The organism is Buttiauxella brennerae ATCC 51605 (assembly GCF_001654925.1).
In the GTDB taxonomy this organism is placed as follows: domain Bacteria; phylum Pseudomonadota; class Gammaproteobacteria; order Enterobacterales; family Enterobacteriaceae; genus Buttiauxella; species Buttiauxella brennerae.
Window position 1 is genome coordinate 14,786 of sequence record NZ_LXER01000019.1, and the last position, 17,483, is coordinate 32,268.

General features: G+C 54.2%; 21 protein-coding genes and 1 riboswitch. Of the genes, 2 read left to right on the forward strand and 19 right to left on the reverse strand.

Annotated elements, in window-relative coordinates; genetic code table 11:
* Window positions 1–2: 2 nt before the first annotated feature.
* The 15 genes from M975_RS11285 to M975_RS11355 are packed head-to-tail and all read right to left on the reverse strand — an operon-like array spanning window position 3 to window position 11,844.
* Window positions 3–680: an energy-coupling factor ABC transporter transmembrane protein gene (locus M975_RS11285; protein WP_064559385.1), complete on the reverse strand. Its 678-nt coding sequence runs from the start codon at window positions 678–680 to the stop codon at window positions 3–5.
* Window positions 667–948 carry an energy-coupling factor ABC transporter substrate-binding protein gene (locus M975_RS11290; RefSeq protein WP_034496484.1) on the reverse strand — a complete coding sequence of 94 codons (282 nt, stop codon included), beginning with the start codon at window positions 946–948 and terminating at the stop codon, window positions 667–669. Before M975_RS11290 ends, M975_RS11285 begins: the two co-directional genes overlap by 14 nt.
* 1 nt (window position 949) lies before the next feature.
* Entirely contained in the window at window positions 950–1,681 is a 732-nt protein-coding gene (cbiM, locus tag M975_RS11295; RefSeq protein WP_064559386.1) for a cobalt ECF transporter S component CbiM, read from the reverse strand.
* Window positions 1,682–1,684: 3 nt separating this feature from the next.
* Window positions 1,685–2,398 carry a cobalt-factor II C(20)-methyltransferase gene (locus M975_RS11300; protein WP_064559388.1) on the reverse strand — a complete coding sequence of 238 codons (714 nt, stop codon included), beginning with the start codon at window positions 2,396–2,398 and terminating at the stop codon, window positions 1,685–1,687.
* Window positions 2,395–3,189, reverse strand: a complete 795-nt coding sequence (cbiK, locus tag M975_RS11305; protein ID WP_064559390.1) for a sirohydrochlorin cobaltochelatase — start codon at window positions 3,187–3,189, stop codon at window positions 2,395–2,397. Before cbiK ends, M975_RS11300 begins: the two co-directional genes overlap by 4 nt.
* Window positions 3,186–3,971 (reverse strand): cobalt-precorrin-6A reductase, encoded by a 786-nt coding sequence (locus M975_RS11310; protein WP_064559590.1) that lies wholly within the window; start codon window positions 3,969–3,971, stop codon window positions 3,186–3,188. The genes cbiK and M975_RS11310 overlap by 4 nt, the downstream gene beginning before the upstream one ends.
* Before the next feature lie 50 nt (window positions 3,972–4,021).
* Window positions 4,022–4,747, reverse strand: a complete 726-nt coding sequence (locus M975_RS11315) for a precorrin-3B C(17)-methyltransferase (RefSeq protein WP_064559393.1) — start codon at window positions 4,745–4,747, stop codon at window positions 4,022–4,024.
* Window positions 4,741–5,802 carry a cobalt-precorrin 5A hydrolase gene (cbiG, locus tag M975_RS11320; protein WP_064559395.1) on the reverse strand — a complete coding sequence of 354 codons (1,062 nt, stop codon included), beginning with the start codon at window positions 5,800–5,802 and terminating at the stop codon, window positions 4,741–4,743. The genes M975_RS11315 and cbiG overlap by 7 nt, the downstream gene beginning before the upstream one ends.
* On the reverse strand, window positions 5,783–6,556 hold the full coding sequence (locus M975_RS11325; RefSeq protein WP_064559396.1) for a cobalt-precorrin-4 methyltransferase: 774 nt from the start codon (window positions 6,554–6,556) through the stop codon (window positions 5,783–5,785). The genes cbiG and M975_RS11325 overlap by 20 nt, the downstream gene beginning before the upstream one ends.
* A complete protein-coding gene (locus M975_RS11330; protein WP_064559397.1) occupies window positions 6,549–7,118 on the reverse strand; it encodes a decarboxylating cobalt-precorrin-6B (C(15))-methyltransferase in 570 nt (189 codons plus the stop codon). The genes M975_RS11325 and M975_RS11330 overlap by 8 nt, the downstream gene beginning before the upstream one ends.
* Window positions 7,108–7,710, reverse strand: coding sequence for a cobalt-precorrin-7 (C(5))-methyltransferase (locus tag M975_RS11335; RefSeq protein WP_064559399.1), 603 nt, complete (start codon window positions 7,708–7,710; stop codon window positions 7,108–7,110). Before M975_RS11335 ends, M975_RS11330 begins: the two co-directional genes overlap by 11 nt.
* A complete protein-coding gene (cbiD, locus tag M975_RS11340; RefSeq protein WP_064559401.1) occupies window positions 7,704–8,852 on the reverse strand; it encodes a cobalt-precorrin-5B (C(1))-methyltransferase CbiD in 1,149 nt (382 codons plus the stop codon). Before cbiD ends, M975_RS11335 begins: the two co-directional genes overlap by 7 nt.
* Entirely contained in the window at window positions 8,849–9,481 is a 633-nt protein-coding gene (locus tag M975_RS11345) for a cobalt-precorrin-8 methylmutase (RefSeq protein ID WP_064559403.1), read from the reverse strand. Before M975_RS11345 ends, cbiD begins: the two co-directional genes overlap by 4 nt.
* 9 nt (window positions 9,482–9,490) lie before the next feature.
* Window positions 9,491–10,450 carry an adenosylcobinamide-phosphate synthase CbiB gene (gene cbiB, locus M975_RS11350; RefSeq protein WP_064559405.1) on the reverse strand — a complete coding sequence of 320 codons (960 nt, stop codon included), beginning with the start codon at window positions 10,448–10,450 and terminating at the stop codon, window positions 9,491–9,493.
* The gene (locus M975_RS11355; protein ID WP_064559407.1) at window positions 10,447–11,844 is read right to left on the reverse strand and encodes a cobyrinic acid a,c-diamide synthase CobB; all 1,398 of its coding nucleotides are present in this window, start codon (window positions 11,842–11,844) and stop codon (window positions 10,447–10,449) included. The genes cbiB and M975_RS11355 overlap by 4 nt, the downstream gene beginning before the upstream one ends.
* A 158-nt stretch (window positions 11,845–12,002) precedes the next feature.
* Window positions 12,003–12,174, reverse strand: a riboswitch (cobalamin riboswitch).
* 160 nt (window positions 12,175–12,334) lie between these two features.
* On the opposite strand from M975_RS11355, the gene M975_RS11360 reads away from it, so the two are divergent.
* Window positions 12,335–13,195, forward strand: a complete 861-nt coding sequence (locus M975_RS11360; protein WP_064559592.1) for a GHMP family kinase ATP-binding protein — start codon at window positions 12,335–12,337, stop codon at window positions 13,193–13,195.
* 178 nt (window positions 13,196–13,373) lie between these two features.
* Here M975_RS11360 and M975_RS11365 read toward each other — a convergent pair whose 3' ends face one another.
* From M975_RS11365 to dacD, 4 genes are all read right to left on the reverse strand, one after another.
* Window positions 13,374–13,694, reverse strand: coding sequence for a DUF496 family protein (locus M975_RS11365; protein WP_064559409.1), 321 nt, complete (start codon window positions 13,692–13,694; stop codon window positions 13,374–13,376).
* Window positions 13,695–13,960: 266 nt separating this feature from the next.
* Entirely contained in the window at window positions 13,961–15,019 is a 1,059-nt protein-coding gene (locus M975_RS11370; RefSeq protein ID WP_064559411.1) for an FUSC family protein, read from the reverse strand.
* A gap of 89 nt (window positions 15,020–15,108) precedes the next feature.
* The gene (sbmC, locus tag M975_RS11375) at window positions 15,109–15,579 is read right to left on the reverse strand and encodes a DNA gyrase inhibitor SbmC (RefSeq protein WP_064559413.1); all 471 of its coding nucleotides are present in this window, start codon (window positions 15,577–15,579) and stop codon (window positions 15,109–15,111) included.
* Window positions 15,580–15,796: 217 nt separating this feature from the next.
* Entirely contained in the window at window positions 15,797–16,963 is a 1,167-nt protein-coding gene (dacD, locus tag M975_RS11380; protein ID WP_064559415.1) for a serine-type D-Ala-D-Ala carboxypeptidase DacD, read from the reverse strand.
* Window positions 16,964–17,227: 264 nt separating this feature from the next.
* On the opposite strand from dacD, the gene M975_RS22960 reads away from it, so the two are divergent.
* Window positions 17,228–17,374: a hypothetical protein gene (locus M975_RS22960; RefSeq protein ID WP_157093372.1), complete on the forward strand. Its 147-nt coding sequence runs from the start codon at window positions 17,228–17,230 to the stop codon at window positions 17,372–17,374.
* The last annotated feature ends 109 nt before the right edge of the window (window positions 17,375–17,483 follow it).

The window sequence follows — 17,483 nt, forward strand, 5'->3', positions numbered from 1 at the left end:
TCTCACAGGTGGAAATCACCCTGGTAAAGTTTAACATCCAGCGTCGTGACCATTTGTTGGTAACGCAGCAGCACGCGCGAAAAAAGCATGCTGACTAACATGGCAAGCGAACGGTAGCCACCAGGCAACGTACGATAACCGAAACGCAATGTCTGAGCACGGTGAATGGCCTGCGCTTCGTCCAACAGGATAAAAATAAAACGCCAGGTGAGCAGGATTTGCTCGGTGAGCAAGCGCGGAACACGCAGGCGTTGTAGCAAGATGATCAATTGCGGAAACGGCAGATTTAGCACCAGCCAGTAAGTTGCGGCAAGTGCTGCAAAGCTGCGCCAGAACGTCTGGTTTGCCATCACCAGGCCCTGCGCATCAATGCCGATATAAAACGAGCCCAGCGGCACACTCCACAGCAAAGCCTGCGCGTGGTGCGCGGCACTGAAGATTATCGTCACCACGCCGACCAGCAAAAAGCCCAGCGGCACCGCCAGCCAGCGCAAATAACGCACTGGCCCAACGCGCAGCAGCCAACAGGTCAATATTGCAATCACCAGCAGCAAAGCCGCCTGTCCGACAGGCGGCAGTGCGAACGCCAGCACCATCATCACCAGATACAACGCAAATTTGCGCAGCGGCGAAACACGGCACCAGCGGCTTTGGTAACTGAGCTTATCAATCCCCAGCATGGTCTTCGCGTCGGCCCCGGTAATAGCCCAGAATGTAGAAAATGACCGCCGTACCGATTGAACCTTGCAGGGTAAACAGCAGGCTTTCAATTTCACTGCTCGCCGGTTCATAAAGCGGCTTGAACCAGGGTTTGTAGTGCGGCGCGACAACCAGAATCTGGCCTTCCGCCTGGTCATCAGAACCGCCGTATTCTCCACCGTGGGAAACGAAGAACGGCACAATCATTAGCCCCACAACCAGGGCGAGTAAGATCAGCGTCTTTTTCATATTATTGGCTCCGGGCGGGAAGCAGGTGGCGCTTCGTCAGTTGGTCGTAAATCATCACGGTGAGCAAGCCTTCGGCGATGGCAATCGGGATCTGCGTCAGGCAGAAGATGCCCATGAATTTCATCGAAGAACCGGTGATGCCAAAGTGCGGGTCGGGAAAAGCCACACCAAGCTGTATGGAGGTCACAAAATAGGTGGTTAAGTCAGCAAGCATCGCGCACAAGAACACGCCGACATCACGGCGAAAACCCGCTTTACACGCCAGTTTCCACACCAGGTAGCCGACAATCGGGCCAATGACCGCCATCGACATGCCGTTGGCGCCAAGCGTGGTCAGGCCGCCGTGTGCCAGTAACAGTGCCTGGAACAGCAGCACAATGGCACCCAAAACCGCAACCACACCCGGGCCAAACAGAATGACCGCCAGGCCAACGCCCGTTGGGTGCGAGCAGCTTCCGGTAACCGAAGGGATTTTTAGCGCCGAAAGCACAAAGATAAACGCGCCGCAGAGCGCCAGCAGCACTTTCTGGTTGCTGTCATCGGCAACGATTTGGCGCAGGCGAACCAGGCCGACGTACAAACATGGCAGAAACAGAACCCACCACGCCAGCGCCCACACGGGTGGAAGGAAGCCTTCCATAATGTGCATCGCGAAGGCTTCTTGCGGCACGATGAGCAATAAGATCCCCATGCCCAGCCCACTGAGCGAGAGTTTTTTAAGTAACGATTCCATGAATTAGCCCCGATTACGCCATTGCTTGTTAACTAAAATGGTCGAGAAATACGGCAGTTTCTGGTCATCAGGCACTTCGTTAAGGTTTCGCCAACATTGCTCGCCCGGTAATGTCGCTTCAGCCATTAACACGGCATGGTCGATAAGCCCGAGGTGTTGCAGCAGCGCTTTGATTTGCGCAAAACGCCCGTAGACTTTCATCAATACCACGCTGTCGTGCGCACGCAATGCTTCTGACAGTGCCTGATGTGATGCGGTGCAAGACATCACCGCCAGCGATTGCTGCTCCATTGCCAGCGGCAATTGTGCGCGGGAGGCGATAGCAGCAAAAGATGTCACGCCAGGGACGATTTCCAGCCACTCCGGGTTGCCGATACGGGCCAGCAAAAACACCCAGGTGCTGAACAACATTGAATCACCGAGCGTGATAAACCCAACCTGTTTACCCTGCTCCACTTCGTGTTGCAGGGCGGCGGCGGTTTCATCCCACACCACGGCTTTTTCGTCGTTATCCGCACTCATCGGGAAGTGGCAGGTGCGAATTTCGGTGGTGTCGCTTAAGTATTCACGCACAATGGACAGCGCCAGGCTGTCGCCGCCTTTGCGGCCTGCTGGCGCGAACAGTACATCAAGCTTGCCAATGATGCGCGCCGCGCGAACGGTTATCAGGTCACTGGCACCAGGGCCAGTGCCAAGGGCGTATAAACGGCCGGTCATGCTGCCACCTCCGCTGATTGTTCCAGCGCACGCTGCAGGTGGTTCACGAACATGGCGCGAATTTGCGGGTTTTCGCCCAGTCCCTGCAACCAGGGCTGCGCCTCAATGCCCGCTTCCTGCAATTGCGTTTTCCACGAATCTTCTTCGTCAGACGCCATGTCGTTAATTGCATGGTCACCCGCCACTAACATCAGCGGCATCAGGTGGACTTTACGTACCTTTTCTTGCAGCAAGCCGCGCACGATAAGGTCGATTTCCGGGTAGCTTTCCACCGCACCGACACGCGCCGGGATCTGGCGAGCAGCCATTAAATGATCGAGGCAGGCATAGGCCGAAAACGCATGATGGCTGGCACCGTGGCCCATAAACACCACGCGTTCGTCAGCTTCAAGGGCGGGCATCTGGCTTTGCAGTGCACTCATCAGCAGCTCGTAATCGTTGAAGTCGCTGAGCAACGCTTTACCCAAAACCAGGCGCTGGAACAGATGGCTGTGCGCCTGCACTTCACGGGAAATTTTTTCGTATTCGTCGCCGTTAATCACATGCAGCGATTGCACCGCCACATCCTGATAACCGAGTTTTGCCAGGCGAAGTAACGCCTGCGCCGGGGAGTCGATTTCCAGGTTATCGCGGTTTTTTAATTTGCGAATAATCATCCCGGAGGTAAATGCGCGGAACCGGTCGCGGTCGGCAAAGGTGCGGCCAAGCTGCTCTTCACAGGCAACAATATTTTTGGTGCAGGTGTCGTGGTAACTGGTACCGAAACTGATAACTAACAGGGCTTTCTTCATGATTTTCTCTCTTGCAGCCAGCGTGTGACACGGCGGCTCACATCTTCACGGCTTTCCAGTAATTCAGAGCCACTAACCAACGGTTGCGGGCGAGTGACCACCACACAGGGAATGTTTCGCGCCAGCGCCGGGGTCACTTTGTCGAGATACCCCCCTTCGGCACCGGACTCTTTGGTCATCACCACATCGGGCGCACAGAAGTCATAGGTTGCGGCGTTAAACTCAGCGCTGAACGGGCCGCGCAGGGCAATAATATTGTCAACGCCCAACCCCAGCGCTTCGCACTCGGCAATCACTTCGCTGGTCGGTAACACCCTCACCAGCAACGTTTTCCCCGGTAAACCTTGCTGATACGCCGCCAGCTCTTTGCTGCCGGTGGTCAACAGCACGCGTGGGCCGAATGCTTGCGCCACAACACAGGCGGCTTGCAGGCTGGCCACTTTGTGCAGCAACGGGTGTTCCAGATCATTGAGTTCACTACGGCGTTGGTAACGGCTAAGGGTGACCCCTGCCGTTTCGCAGGCGCGGGTAATGTTGTGGCTAAGCAGTTCGGCATACGGGTGCGAGGCATCAATCACCCATTGCACCGCATGGTTCACCAGCCAGTCAGCAATTTCATCGCTATCAATACGCCCGACGCGAATCTGCCCGCCAATGTTGCCTGCCAGCGATTCCCCGACCGCCGTCGCCACCGAAAGCGTGTACGAAATGCGGTGTTCATCGAGGATCTGGCAAATAAACCGGGCATCGCTGGTGCCACCAAACACCAGTACCTGCTTCATAACATCGGGTGTCGCTTCGCTATTGCGACCTACGAGAGACAGCGTTTCACTCACAGCTCGTAACCTCGGGGGGTAACCATTAAGCCGTTGCGAACAAAGGTCGTTTTGTTGCCGACGATAACAAGGCTCGTCATATCAACCGGTTCAAAGTCCATCTCGCCAAAGGTGGTCAGCCATTTTTGTTCTTTCTTGCGACCGGCGGCTTTCACGACACCCACCGGGGTTTGCGGGCGGGTAAACTCGCGCATTAATTCAAATGCCCGTGCCAGATGCGCTTCGCGGCCACGGCTGCGCGGGTTGTAGAAGCAGATAACAAAATCAGCGGAAGCGGCGGCGATAATGCGCTTTTCGATAACCGGCCACGGCGTGAGTAAATCGCTCAGGCTGATATGGCAGAAATCGTGCATCAGTGGCGCACCCAACAACGATGCGGCGGCGATACTGGCGGTAATCCCTGCCACGAGGCGCACTTCAATATCCAGCTGTTGTGAAGTCACCAGTTCCAGCACCAGCCCCGCCATACCGTAAATTCCGGCATCACCGCTGCTGATTAACGCCACTTTATGCCCGGCTTGCGCCAGTTCGATGGCGGTCTGGCAGCGTTCGATTTCTTTGCACATGCCGGTTTTGATCACCTGTTTGTCGCCGGTTAATGGCTTCACAAGGTGGGTATACGTTTTATAGCCGACAACAATTTCCGCTTCTTGCAGGGCAGCAATGGCTTCCTGAGTCATCATGGCTTCACTGCCAGGGCCAATGCCGATTACTGTTAACATCTGTCTGAAACTCCTAAAGTTATGGTGACGCCCTGCTCTCGCACAGTGCGGCCGACCAGGTTTCCGTTGCTCATCAGCCATGCTGCTGGCTGTGACACGCTGCCAACACCCAGGGTCTGGCGCACAAATTCCGATGCCGGAAAGCGGTGCTCATGTTGGGAAAGTTGATCAACGCTAAATAGTTCAAAAGGGATTTGATGCTGCTGTGTCAGTTCCAGCAGTGCAGGCTCATCTTGCTTGAGCATCACACTGCCGATGGCGCGCAACGCCAGCGGGTCAAAATGGTTTTCCACCAGTTGCTGACGGAGCAGTGCGGCCACGGTTTGTAGCGGCGTGTCACGGCGGCAGCCGATGCCTGCGACGATGCGCTTTGGCACCAGTTTATAAACAGGAATGGTTAACGCAGGCTGCGAATCACGCAGCGTGACGCACACCAGCGCATCAAGCTCTGGCAGGGCATCCAGGCTTTCGACCGGGATAAAGCCGCGCGTGTCGTAACGCTCAGCATGTGGCGCAAATTCGCTGTCCCACCACAGGCCAACGCGCTGCTGGCTGACCAGCATTTGGTTGACCGTTTTCACCGCCAGGCGAAACCCCTGCATGGTGGCGTCAAGTTTTGCGGCCAGCGTATCGAGTGCTGCCAGTTGGTTAACGTCTGTGGCGGTGGTGATGACCGGGTCGGCACCCAGAATTGCAGCCAGTTCACGGGTGAGTTCATTGGCTCCACCCATGTGGCCGGAAAGCAGGCTGATCACGTGTTCTGCACGTTCGTCCATCACTACCACCGCCGGGTCTTGCAGTTTGTCGCTCAGCATTGGCGCAATCACCCGCACCACAATTCCCGTCGCGGCGATAAACACCAGTGCGGAATACTGGCTAAACGCCTGCTGTACCGTTTGGGCAAAGCTGCCGCCGAACGGGATGAAACCCGGTTGCAGCAGCTTTTCACTGGTAAAGCAGGTCACGGGTAACGCATCACGCAGACGTTGCGCTAATGCCACGCCACCGGGCGTCAGGCAAAACAGCGCAATCGACTCAGGCTTTGCGGTATTCATGGCTGAACCCTGCGTCGTAAAGTTTCGAGTAGTGATACTCCTCACCCAAAAACGCCCCAACCATAATCAGCGCGGTTTTACGGATCCCGGCCTCACGCACTTTTTCGGCAATATCGCTCAGTGTGCCGCGCAATTCCTGGCAGTCCGGCCAGGTGGCTTTATACACCACTGCAACGGGTGTATCAGACGGGTAACCGCCTTCAATCAGGCGCTCTGCCACGCGGTTGATGCGCTGTACCGAGAGGAAAATCGCCATCGAGGTCTGGTGTCTGGCGAAGGATTCAAGTTGTTCGAGCGGCGGCATCGGCGTGCGGCCTTCGATACGCGTGATGATCAGGCTCTGGGAGACTTCCGGCACGGTGTATTCCACGCCAAGTTGCGCGGCTGCGCCCAGAAATGCGCTCACCCCTGGCACTGAAACGTAGCCGATGCCAAGTTTGGTGAGGGTTTCACCCTGTTCGCGAATTGAGCCATACAGCGAGAGATCACCCGTTTGCAGGCGCACCACCAGCTTGCCCGCTTTGACACCGTTTTCCATCAGCTCGATAATTTCTTCGAGATTGAGCGCGGCACTGTCGTGGCATTCCGCACCAGGCTGGCAGTAATCCAACAGTTCCGGGTTGATCAGCGAACCGGCATAAATCACCACTTCGGCCTGTTGCAAGATGCGGTAGCCTTTCAGCGTAATCAGCTCTTTGTCGCCCGGACCTGCACCAACGAACCAGACTTTGCGGGTATCAAATAACTCAGTCATTGCTTCCTTCCTTGCGACAAGAGATCAAATAAGTGGGATTGTTCGGTTTGAAGTAGTGCCCGCTGCCAAGCGTTGCGAGGTTTGCCACCTGCAATTGCAGGCAGTCGAAATCGCTCACCGCGCACTGTTCAAGGTGAGTGAGCGCACAGGTTAAGTTTTCGAGCAGGATGAAGGTCATCACCAGCCGTCCGCCGGGCTGTAAATGCGCCAGCGACCAGTCGATAAGTTCGGTTAGCTGCCCGCCGCTGCCGCCGATAAACACAGCATCGGCCATCACGTTCAGCGCAATCGGCGCGTAGCCACTGATAATCTCAACGTTCGGGCAGGCAAAAAGCTCGCGGTTTTCCGCCATCAGCGCCAGCGCGTCGGGGTTGCGTTCAATCGCACTCACCTGCAATTGCGGGTAACGCATCGCCGCTTCAAGCGACACGCTGCCGGTACCTGCGCCAATGTCGATAAACCGTTTAGCGTTGTGAAGTTGCAAGCGGTCGAGCGCCTGAGTGCGCACCACTTCTTTGGTCATCGGCACGCGTGCGCCACGTAAAAACAGATCATCTTTCATTGAGAATTATCACCACATTCATCGCGTAGCTTTGCGCCACATCAGCGGCTCGCAGGCGATGGATTCGTTCATCTGCTGACGAAAGTTTCTCGCCAATAATGAGAATAGGATTGAAGCCGCGCATCAGAAATGCCTGGGCGATGGCATACGGCCCGATAATGGTGTCGGTCACCATTGCCACTTTTTGGTGCGCCACAATCGCTTTGAAATCGGGTTCACGCCCATGGCTGCTGGTGATCCATAAGTCGTTCATATCGACGGCGGCTTTGGCGCACAGATATTGAACCGAACTTATACCGGGAATGATGCGCAGCTGTTCTGACGGGAAACTTGCTGACAGGCGTTTGCCAATGCCATAAACCAGCGGGTCGCCGGAGGCCAGCACCACGACTCGAAGATCGATTCGTGCACGAAGCCAGTCGATTAAGGCGTCGAGGTCGCTATCCAGCAGGCGCGTTTCACCGCTGAACTCAGGGAAAAGTGCCAGCTGGCGTGCACCGCCGACGAGTATTTGCGCCTCACTGATGGCGTTGTGTGCCTGGAAGGTCAAATATTCACGGGCGCCAGGGCCAATGCCTGCGACGGTCAGCATCGCTTTTCTCCAGCCAAATCCTGCGCAATCTCAGCCACCGGGCGGCTACTGCCTAAAACCTGGTTATCGAACGAGAACAAAATGGCATCGCATTTTGGCGGGAATTGGGTAAAACGCAGCATCTCTTCCACGCGTTCGCAAATGCGAATCGCCAGCCGTTCGAACACGCTTTGCCAGCCCTGTTCGCTGATAATTTCGAGTGCCGCTTCTGTGGTGTCGCAGCGGCTTACGGCTTCCAGCAACGCAAACGGCGCACCCATTAATGCCAGGTGCGCAACCAGCGTTTCCATGCGCCCGTCGGCAATGTGGCTGTGGGTGTGGAAAATCCCGGCGGCAACTTTCACCAGCTTTCCAGGATGGCCAATCAAGACGATGTGGCGATACTCAAGGCGCACCGCTTCCTGAATCATGTAGCCGACGAAATTGCTCATCGTCACCACGCATTCGCAGTCCAGCCCCAGTTGCTCACGAACAAAACGCTCGCCGTGGTTTCCCGGCACCAGAATGACTCTGTCCAGCCCGGCGGCGCGTTTCATTTCCAGCTCGAGTGCCAGCGAACGTTTCCAGCTCTCTTCGGACATCGGCATCACAATACCGGTGGTGCCGATTATCGAAATGCCGCCCAAAATCCCGAGGCGATGGTTGTAGGTTTTCTTTGCCCGCTCTTCACCTTCCGGCGCAAAAATTTCAATTTCGGCGCCACGTTCAGCACCGATCACTTCACGCACCGCCGCTTCAATAGTCTGGCGCGGCGTGCGGTTAATCGCTGATTCACCAATCGGCAAGCCGATCCCTTTGCGCGTGACTTTGCCGACCCCGGTGCCCCCCCGCAGTGTGATAGCGCCGCTGTCATTAAGCTGCACGCGGGCGAAAATCAGCATGCCGTGCGTGGCGTCGACATCATCGCCGCCGTCTTTACGGATTGCCGCCGTCGCCTGCTGGCCTTCGATAATCGGCATTTCAACGTTGAGATGCAGTGTGACGCCCGAAGGGGTGACGATAGAAACCTGGTCGATCACGTGCTGGCGCAAGACCATCAGGGCCGCGACTTTTGCCGCGGCAGTGGCGCATGAACCGGTGGTATAACCTTTCCGGTATGCCTTGCCTTTATGCCAGACGCAATCGGCGGTTTGCTCGCTCACTGAGCCTCCCGCAACCGGTAAAGCAGCGCATTCACAATGGCTGCGGCGACGTTACTGCCGCCTTTGCGCCCACGGGCGGCAATGGCGGGTAAGCCGCTTTCAACCAGCGCTTCTTTAGACTCTTCAGCCCCGACAAACCCGACGGGCACGCCGATAACGGCTGAAGGTTTGGCTCCTAACTCTAACAAGCGGAACAGCGCAGTCGGCGCGTTACCAAAGACGAAGACCTTCTCGCCTTCTTCCTGCAAGGCGAGATCCACCGCCGCCATTGAGCGCGTCACGCCTTGTTCTTTGGCATGTGCCACTACGCGCGGGTCGCTAATAAAACAACGGCAGCTGCAACCAAACTCCGCCAGCAGGTTTTTGTTGATGCCCGAAAGGGCCATCGTGGTATCGGTATATAAAATGCAACCACGCTGCAAACTGGCGGTCAGTTTTTCGATAACATCGGGTGAAAACCACAGAATATCCAGCCACTCAAAATCGGCGGTGGTGTGAATAACGCGCTTGATCATCGCCTCCTGAGTGGCATCGTTAAAACGATATTCCGGGCGCTCAGCGGCAATAATCTCACTGATAATTGCAAAGCTGTTTTGCTCGATAAGCTGCGGTTGTTGCAAGTAGTTCATTGGGTGTCCTTAAGCGGTGCCAAGCGCGAGTGCGCGCAATGCGGCGAACAGCAGCAAAGCCTGCAGTGAGGCCAACATCATGAGTTGAATGGTGCGGGTAATATCGTCGAGCGCGATACCGCGCCGTTCATCACCCATCCAGGGTTTTTCTACCCGTTCGCCAAAATAGGTGTTCGGCCCGCCCAGGCGGATACCCAGCGCACCGGCAACCGTGGCCTCAGGCCAGGCGCAGTTCGGGCTGCTGTGCTGATAGCGGTCGCGCCAGCCGATGTGCAATGCGCGTCTAAAATCAGCCCGCACGCACCAGGCCGAGATGCTTAACAGCAGCCAGCTCAGGCGCGCCGGAATAAAGTTGGCGACGTCGTCAAGGCGAGCGCTGACCATACCGATAGCGCGGTATTTTTCGGTTTTGTAACCCACCATTGAATCAAGGGTGTTAACCGCTTTGTAGGCCATGGCCAGCGGTGCGCCGCCCAACATTAAGAAAAACAGCGGAGCAATCACGCCATCAACACTGTTTTCAGCGACGGTTTCTACCACTGCGCGGGTGATTTGCGGGCGCTCAAGTTGCGAGGTGTCGCGCCCGACTATCCAGGATAATTTCTCGCGGCTTTCAGCCAGCGTGCCGTCTTTTAAGGCGCGGTAAACCTCCATTGCTGCATCCCCCAGGCAACGGGCGGCAAGCACGGTGTAAATCATCCACACTTCCACCAGCCAACCCAGCCATGGAGAGACCAGGTTTGCGATGTGCAACAATCCCCAACTCACGCCCCAGGTCGTGCCAACCACCACCAGCCACAGCACGCCACCACCGATTTTCAGTGCCAGCTCAGTTTTGCAGCAATGGCGAATGGCTCGCTGCGCTACGCTGATGAGATTGCCAATCCAGCGAACAGGATGTGGCCAGTGCGGCGGGTCGCCGAACCAATAATCCAACAACCATGCCGCTCCCCAGGCAAGTAATGTCATAGGTGATTCCTCGCAAGTTTGAGCCAGTTAGAAAGCAAGCCAGGACGTTGGGCAAAATGAATGTGCAGATAGCTGGCAAAAGTCGCGTGTTGCTGAACTCCACCCTGCCAGCGTGAAATAGCGACACCATCGCGCCATTTGCAGCAATCGAGTGCAGCAGGTAACGAGCCGCTGAAATCCGAGTAATGGAACTCGTGGCCACGCAGGGTTTCACCTTTTCTGGCAAGCAAAGTGTCGTGCAGCGCGGTGGCTTCGCAGTAGCCGAAACGTGTTAGCCGTTTACCCATCTGGCTGTGGCCTGGCAGCACGCCGCACATTGCATGAGTTTCGCCATTGCCATCGGTCAGAGATTCCCCCAGATACATCAACCCACCGCATTCGGCGTACAGCGGAATATGGCGTTGATGCGCTTCACGCAAGGACTCACGCATGGCGGAATTGGCGGCGAGTTTTGCGGCATGGACTTCGGGGTAACCGCCACCGAGCCAGATCATCTGGCAGTCGGGGAGTCGAGAATCATGCAACGGGCTGAAACGCTGGATTTTCACCCCGGCCTGCTCGAGCATGTCGAGGTTATCCGGGTAGTAAAAGTTGAAGGCTTCGTCTTCGGCAACGGCAACGGTTAGCCCATGCGCTAAGGCTTCGTCAGCAATCGCGGGGGCTTCGCCGTGCGGCAGAGAATTTAGGTGAGATAACGCCAGCAGGTGGTCGATATCAACGGTTTCTTCAAGCTGCTGCGCCAGGCGCTGCCAGCGTTCATCTTGCGGGGAGTGTTCTTGCCGTGAATGCTCTTGCGCCGGAACAAGTCCGAGGTGGCGCGAGGGTAAAGTCACATCAGCCATAACGGGTACTCGCCCCAACACCGGTAGCCCGCAATATCGGGTAATCGCATCGGCAAGCAACTGATAATGGCTATCGCTGTTGACGCGATTAAGTATGACTCCGGCAATGTTCAGCGTGGGGTCAAAGCGCTGAAACCCCATGACTGTAGCCGCAATGGACGTGGACACGGCTTTGCCATCGACCAGCAAAATCACCGGGCAACCAAGCTGTTTTGCCATCGCCGCGCTGCTGCAATAGTTGGGGTCCGTTCCGTAACCGTCGTACAGCCCCATCACGCCTTCGATAACGGCGACATCAGCGTGCTGCATTTGTTTTGCAAACAGACCGTTAAGGGTTGACGTGGGCAGCATGAATGCATCGAGATTACGCGAAGATATGCCGGTCACGGCACTGTGCCAGCCGCTGTCGAGGTAATCGGGGCCGATTTTGAAGGGTTGAACGCGCAGGCCGCGCAGCATGAGGGCACGGAGCAGCCCGAGCGTGACGGTAGTTTTACCGCAGCCACTGCTGGTTCCTGCAATAACGAATGCTTGTTTCGCTGCCCCTGCCATAATTGCCTTTTTACTTACTTCAGCAAAATGCGGATGTCAGCACGTGCGCGCACCTTGCGGCTGCACGCATCTGATGACAACTGGCTTCCCACCGAAGGAGTTGTTGTGAGTCCAGATAATTCGCAGTGCAGGCAAGGCTCTGCAACTTGAAGTATCAAAAGTATTCTGACGAGTCGGTCTTCTGGCTTAGCTTCATCCTCATCCGCCCTTCCCAATCAAAGATCAGTGGTTACGCGGGTTCGTCGGCATCACAGCAGCGGGGGCTGCGGGGGAGTTTCACCCCCTTCCCAGCCATGTGTCACACATGGCATAAACGAGTCAGTTGTATCGTGCATGATTCTCAAATTATCATGCACGTGAATATGTAAAAGCTGGCACAGTGTAAAAGCTAATAGATATTGAGTGTTGCGCTATAACAATTTTTACTGATTTTTTAAGCCCTGAGGTAATGAAATAATGAATCCCAGCATGAATGAGCGTTGCCCAAAAGATGGCTGAAGCGAGGTGCCCGGCATCTTGTGGGGAATTTATTCAGGGATGGATTAGCGGCAGCGAAAAACTGGTGTCCTGCCCGATAGACTGGTTTAGCACCGTTGAAGTGCGTGATGGTGCAAAAAAACCAACTGAGCGCCCGCGTATGCGCCAGATGCTGGAACAGGTGGTGGCGTATTTCGGCTACCCCGCTGCATTATCAGAGAGCCTGAGCACGGCTCTGGAGTCCACGATCCCCGTAGGTAAAGGCCTTGCGAGCAGCACCGCAGATATTGCCGCAACGGCAGTGGCGACCGCCCGGTATTTGGGTGAAACGCTCAGCGAATCCACCCTTGCGGCTTTATGTGTAAACATTGAACCGACCGACAGCACGATTTTTGTTTTGCCGACGCTGTTCTCCCATCTGAATGCGCAAACTCAGTTTAGCTGCCAGGCCGCGCCAGCTATGGATATCCTGTTGCTTGAAAGTGATACCACGATTCTGACTGAGGACTACCGTCGTCATCAGCGCGAATCTGCGTTAATTAGCCATGCCGCAGTACTTGATGACGCGTGGCTTCGCTTGCAACAAAGTTGCAGGATGCAAGATCCCCGCTTGTTGGGAGAAGCCGCCACACAAAGCGCGATCGCCAGCCAGGCGTTACTGCCAAAACCGATGTTTTCGCAGCTGTTAGCGCTAGTTGAAGAGTTTGATTTATTCGGTGTGAACGTGGCGCACAGCGGGAGCGCTGTGGGGTTGATGCTTGATACCAGTAAGCATGATGTTGGGAAATTACTCTGGCAGATTAATCAGTTCGCTATTGATGTGCCTTATCCGCAGCAACATCTGGTGAAGACGATTGAAGGTGGCGTGCGTTAAGTTCTTGCGAAAAAAAACCGCCGAATCGGCGGTTATCAAAATCAACACTATTTACCCTAAATAATTCGAGTTGCATCAAGGCGGCGACGCAATCAATCCCCTGGAGCTTACATCAGTAAGTGACAAGGGTGAGCGAGGAAAGCCAACGCAGAGGCCGCTCGAAGTATGACGGGTAAATTTACTCAGGCTTGGTTTCGCCCATCACTTTCAACTTTTTGGAAATTTCACGACGTTCTTTAGACAGCTCAGCATTCTTGATGATGTAGTCATCAACACGGTCTTCATAGTCGGTTTTCATGCTGGCGATGATGCCTTGAATAGCTTCAATGCTCATACCTGGTTTGATGTAATCGCTCAGGTTATCAAGCAGCAGAACGCGTTTTGAGTTATCACGGATCTTTTTCTGTACGTCCTGGATTTCACGTTGCAGTTTGTTTTTGCGACGGAACAGACGTACGAACTCAAGCACGTCCTGGAAAGATGGTTTGATTGGTTCCATTTTTATACCCCTGCTAATTTCATACTCGGATTCGTTAAGACAACCGCCATAAGATAACCTTAATGGTAGCGGCGGCCGCTGACAATTCTTTTATCCCCGTCCCGATTCGGGTGCAGGCTCGTTGGCTGCACTCCCTCACCCAGCCACTGACTCAAGCTGCGTGGCGCAGGGTGATATCCCGAACAGTACAGGCGATCAGTCTGTTTCGCTATCTTAACCTCAATTGATGCTGAATCGAAACCAGCAATTCGCCTCAGCCCTCGCAATTATTTGCGTAACGCGCGGCAGATCAACTGTGACAGCAATTCTAGCTGGCGAGCCAGCTCAAGACTTAACCACACATAGCCATGAATAGGCGTTTCCTGAAGTTCACCGTTTTGCCCTTCCTGCATCAGCTGGCGCAATTCTTTGACGGTTTCGGTCAGCTTTTCGTTATTTGCGGAAATCGGCGATGGGTTGCCGTCGAGCAAAGCATGCGCGATGGCGCTAAGCGTGCGCTGAGTCATCTGCTGTGTATCGCGCAACGTGTGTGCGTTGATCATCAGAAAATGGCTTTCACGAGAAGCCCAGTAAGCGTTTATCTGCAACTCGAGGGTGCAAACCATATTGCGACTCACGGTTTGTATGGCTTCCAGAATAGATTTTTGGATGTGCGTTTCTTTGCTGCTCGGGCCAATCAGTGCACGCATTCTCACCACATCGCTCAGCACTTGCTGCAAGTGTTTTTCAAGGCGCGGGCGGTCTAACAGATTGGGGGAAAAGCCTGCGTTATAGACTCGGCCAAAAGCGGTGACGAAATTCGCCATCTGGATGCGCCAGTGGATAAACGCGCGCTGCGGATAAATGCTGGTAAACAGCATCGCCAGCAATGAGCCGAAGATAACATCGCCACTTCGCCACATCGCAATTTCCATGTCGCCTGCAGGCGCACCCACCACGACAGCCAAAGTGATACCAATCAGCAGAGCCTGGTATGGGCGTTTGCCCAGTGCCAGATAACCACAAATAAACATGGCGATGGCACACCACACCAGCATCAGTGGCAATGAAAACAGTTCCAGTTTCAGGGCGACCAGACCCATTGCAGCACCGCAAATGGTGCCACCAATACGTTCAAAAGCCCGCGGTACCACGTTCCCCCAAAAGGAGATTGGCCCCATCACCACGACTAACGTGATTAACGGCCATGTGCCTTCTGGTACTTTCAGTAAATGAACGATAAGAAAAGTAAGGACGAAGGCCAGCGCAATGCGAACGCCATGAACAATTCGGTAATTGCGATAAACGCTGAGCTCAAAAGGACTTAGTGATTTGTCGGGACGCACACCCGGCTCTCCTGAAAACAAAAATGGGATTGTACCTGTTTTTTTGGAATGAACCTCACAAAGTTAGGGGGCTTGTGCCCCCTTTAGCATCAGACTTGATCTGCCACGGGAATATACATATCTATTTCCCAGACTCCGCTTTCTGATCCATCGTTAAGATAGTGTTCAAAGCAGGCTTTCGGTGCCATTTGATAGCGGTTGTCAGCCAGCAGGCTGTCAAAGAACAGGTTCCACGGCCTGGCAAAATCACCGTCATCAACACGGGCACGCGCCACCGCATACTGTCCGGCTTCTATTTTGGTGGTGATAACGCCTTCACTGTTTTCAGGCACGGTGAAGTTTTCAGCCACCGATACCACGGTATCGCAGCGCAGCTTTTCCGCAGGCACGACGTCCGGGTTATCGTAATAAACCGCCAGCCACTCTTCGCCGACAATTTTGTGTGTTTTCACCCACGCAGAAAGCTGTTCAAACCCTTGATGAACCGTTTTTTCCCACGGCCCTACCATATGAAAACCAGCTACTTTCCGCTCATGCACTTGTTGTACGTTAAATTCCATATGACCTCCTGACCCGATTAAAAGCACTGTATGTTTATACATCACTATATGACTGGGAAACAATCCTTTGTCAGGGTGATGTGGTTACTTTGCGAGCGTGATCGCTTTTAGCAAATCTTTCGCCTGTTGATCCGCCTGTTGATCGTAGTTCAGCCGCAGAGGACTGACGAAAAAAAAGCCGACATTGCTGTCGGCTCTTTTCACATTGAGTTCTCAGTTACAGTTTGTGGCTTAAATAGTCGCTAAACCGTGACCATGCACTGCCCTTTTTAACGTTTGCCAGCGTCACCAGTGGCCAGTGAGCAATAAGTTTGTCGCGGTCAAAGAGTTCGATTTCCCCAACCTGCTGGTTTGCAGCAATCGGCGCTTCAATTTCCTGGCTGTCGAGAACATATTTAGCTTTTATATTAGCCACTTCCGACTTCGGCAGCGCGAGGTAGAAATCCTGGTTGGTGCCAACGTCAACGCTCTTTTGATCGCCATACCAGATTGCTTCGGTGCCAATTTTTTTGCCTTTATGCAGCACCTGCACCGTATCAAAATTATCCTGGCCCCAGTGCAGTAATTTACGCGCCTGATCTTCACGTCCTTTCGGGCTTTCAGCCCCCATGACGACGGCAATTAAACGGCGCTCACCCACCACACTTGAAGCGATTAAGTTAAAGCCCGCACTGGCTGTATGCCCTGTTTTCAGGCCATCAACGTTCAGCTCCTTGTCCCACAGCAAGCCATTACGGTTCTGCTGAGTAATGCCATTCCATGTCAGACTGCGTTCGCTGTACATGTGATAGAAATCAGGTTCACCGTGAATAATGGCGCGGGAAAGAACGGCCAGATCGAAGGCTGAACTGTGCTGACCCGGCGCATCAAGGCCGTGCACCGTTTCGAAATGGGTATCGCGCAGGCGGAGTTGCTGCACGTATTTGTTCATCATCGCCACAAATTGTGGCTCGCCACCCGCAACATAATCAGCCAGGGCAACGCAGGCATCATTACCGGAATCAATAATCAGCCCACGGCTTAAATCATGTACCGTTAGTCGGTCGCCGGCTTTCAGGAACATCAGCGATGAACCTTCAAACACAGGATTCCCCTTCGCCCAGGCATCTTTACCGACGGTGACCATATCGTTTGCCGAGATACGCCCGCTATCAATGGCGCGATCGACCACGTAGCCGGTCATCAGCTTTGTCAGACTCGCCGGGTTACGTCGCACATGCTCATTTTGCGCAGTCAGGATTTGCCCGGTGGTGTAATCCATCAACACCCACGACCCCGCCTGAATTTGTGGTGGTGGTGGCGCATTAACGAAAGTATCGTTGGCAAAAACGGAGTGAGCAGATAAAGAAAGCAGTGAACAGACAGCAAACAGACGGATCTTCAACGATATACCCTCGGTAACAATAAATTCAGCCGCCTCTTTTACTGGAGTTTGCGACTTTTTTCGCGATTAAATTGCAAAAAGTTATGAATAATCAAATTTACTCGCCAGATTGGATACTTTTCCCGGTAGTGCAGGCGGCGGGTTAATGGTTTACCATGGCGTTATGCAGCACCAGCAAATAATGATGGATACATGGAGAGAGTTTTAGTGGGATTTCAGTTTAATAACAGTATGTTAAACATCACTCAAGGGCGGGGGTAAACCGTGGAAAATTCAACGCAACAACCGACCTTCCTCTTTCATGATTATGAAACCTTCGGCAAAAGCCCATCCCTTGCCGCGCCTGACTTCATGAAACGAAGCGGTGAGATTGGTACGCAATTTGGTACACTGCCTCGATTTCATCATTAATTAACATCTCTTCCTCTTCTTCTATATAGAAGGAAACCTTGATGGCAAGATTTCCAAGTCACATCACCGGCACATCGTCGAACTATCCGTTCCTAGCATCGTTGAGTAT

What these genes read in the sequence shown, in the direction of transcription:
- M975_RS11335 (WP_064559399.1), bottom strand. Translation starts at nt 7,710, where the DNA reads ATGCTGACCGTCGCAGGCATTGGCCCTGGCGCCCGTGAATATTTGACC.
- M975_RS11285 (WP_064559385.1), bottom strand. Translation starts at nt 680, where the DNA reads ATGCTGGGGATTGATAAGCTCAGTTACCAAAGCCGCTGGTGCCGTGTT.
- M975_RS11315 (WP_064559393.1), bottom strand. Translation starts at nt 4,747, where the DNA reads ATGTTAACAGTAATCGGCATTGGCCCTGGCAGTGAAGCCATGATGACT.
- M975_RS11345 (WP_064559403.1), bottom strand. Translation starts at nt 9,481, where the DNA reads ATGAACTACTTGCAACAACCGCAGCTTATCGAGCAAAACAGCTTTGCA.
- cbiM (WP_064559386.1), bottom strand. Translation starts at nt 1,681, where the DNA reads ATGGAATCGTTACTTAAAAAACTCTCGCTCAGTGGGCTGGGCATGGGG.
- M975_RS11360 (WP_064559592.1), top strand. Translation starts at nt 12,335, where the DNA reads ATGGCTGAAGCGAGGTGCCCGGCATCTTGTGGGGAATTTATTCAGGGA.
- M975_RS11330 (WP_064559397.1), bottom strand. Translation starts at nt 7,118, where the DNA reads ATGAAAGATGATCTGTTTTTACGTGGCGCACGCGTGCCGATGACCAAA.
- M975_RS11290 (WP_034496484.1), bottom strand. Translation starts at nt 948, where the DNA reads ATGAAAAAGACGCTGATCTTACTCGCCCTGGTTGTGGGGCTAATGATT.
- M975_RS11310 (WP_064559590.1), bottom strand. Translation starts at nt 3,971, where the DNA reads ATGAAGCAGGTACTGGTGTTTGGTGGCACCAGCGATGCCCGGTTTATT.
- sbmC (WP_064559413.1), bottom strand. Translation starts at nt 15,579, where the DNA reads ATGGAATTTAACGTACAACAAGTGCATGAGCGGAAAGTAGCTGGTTTT.
- M975_RS11365 (WP_064559409.1), bottom strand. Translation starts at nt 13,694, where the DNA reads ATGGAACCAATCAAACCATCTTTCCAGGACGTGCTTGAGTTCGTACGT.
- cbiK (WP_064559390.1), bottom strand. Translation starts at nt 3,189, where the DNA reads ATGAAGAAAGCCCTGTTAGTTATCAGTTTCGGTACCAGTTACCACGAC.
- cbiG (WP_064559395.1), bottom strand. Translation starts at nt 5,802, where the DNA reads ATGAATACCGCAAAGCCTGAGTCGATTGCGCTGTTTTGCCTGACGCCC.
- M975_RS11355 (WP_064559407.1), bottom strand. Translation starts at nt 11,844, where the DNA reads ATGGCAGGGGCAGCGAAACAAGCATTCGTTATTGCAGGAACCAGCAGT.
- M975_RS11300 (WP_064559388.1), bottom strand. Translation starts at nt 2,398, where the DNA reads ATGACCGGCCGTTTATACGCCCTTGGCACTGGCCCTGGTGCCAGTGAC.
- M975_RS11325 (WP_064559396.1), bottom strand. Translation starts at nt 6,556, where the DNA reads ATGACTGAGTTATTTGATACCCGCAAAGTCTGGTTCGTTGGTGCAGGT.
- cbiB (WP_064559405.1), bottom strand. Translation starts at nt 10,450, where the DNA reads ATGACATTACTTGCCTGGGGAGCGGCATGGTTGTTGGATTATTGGTTC.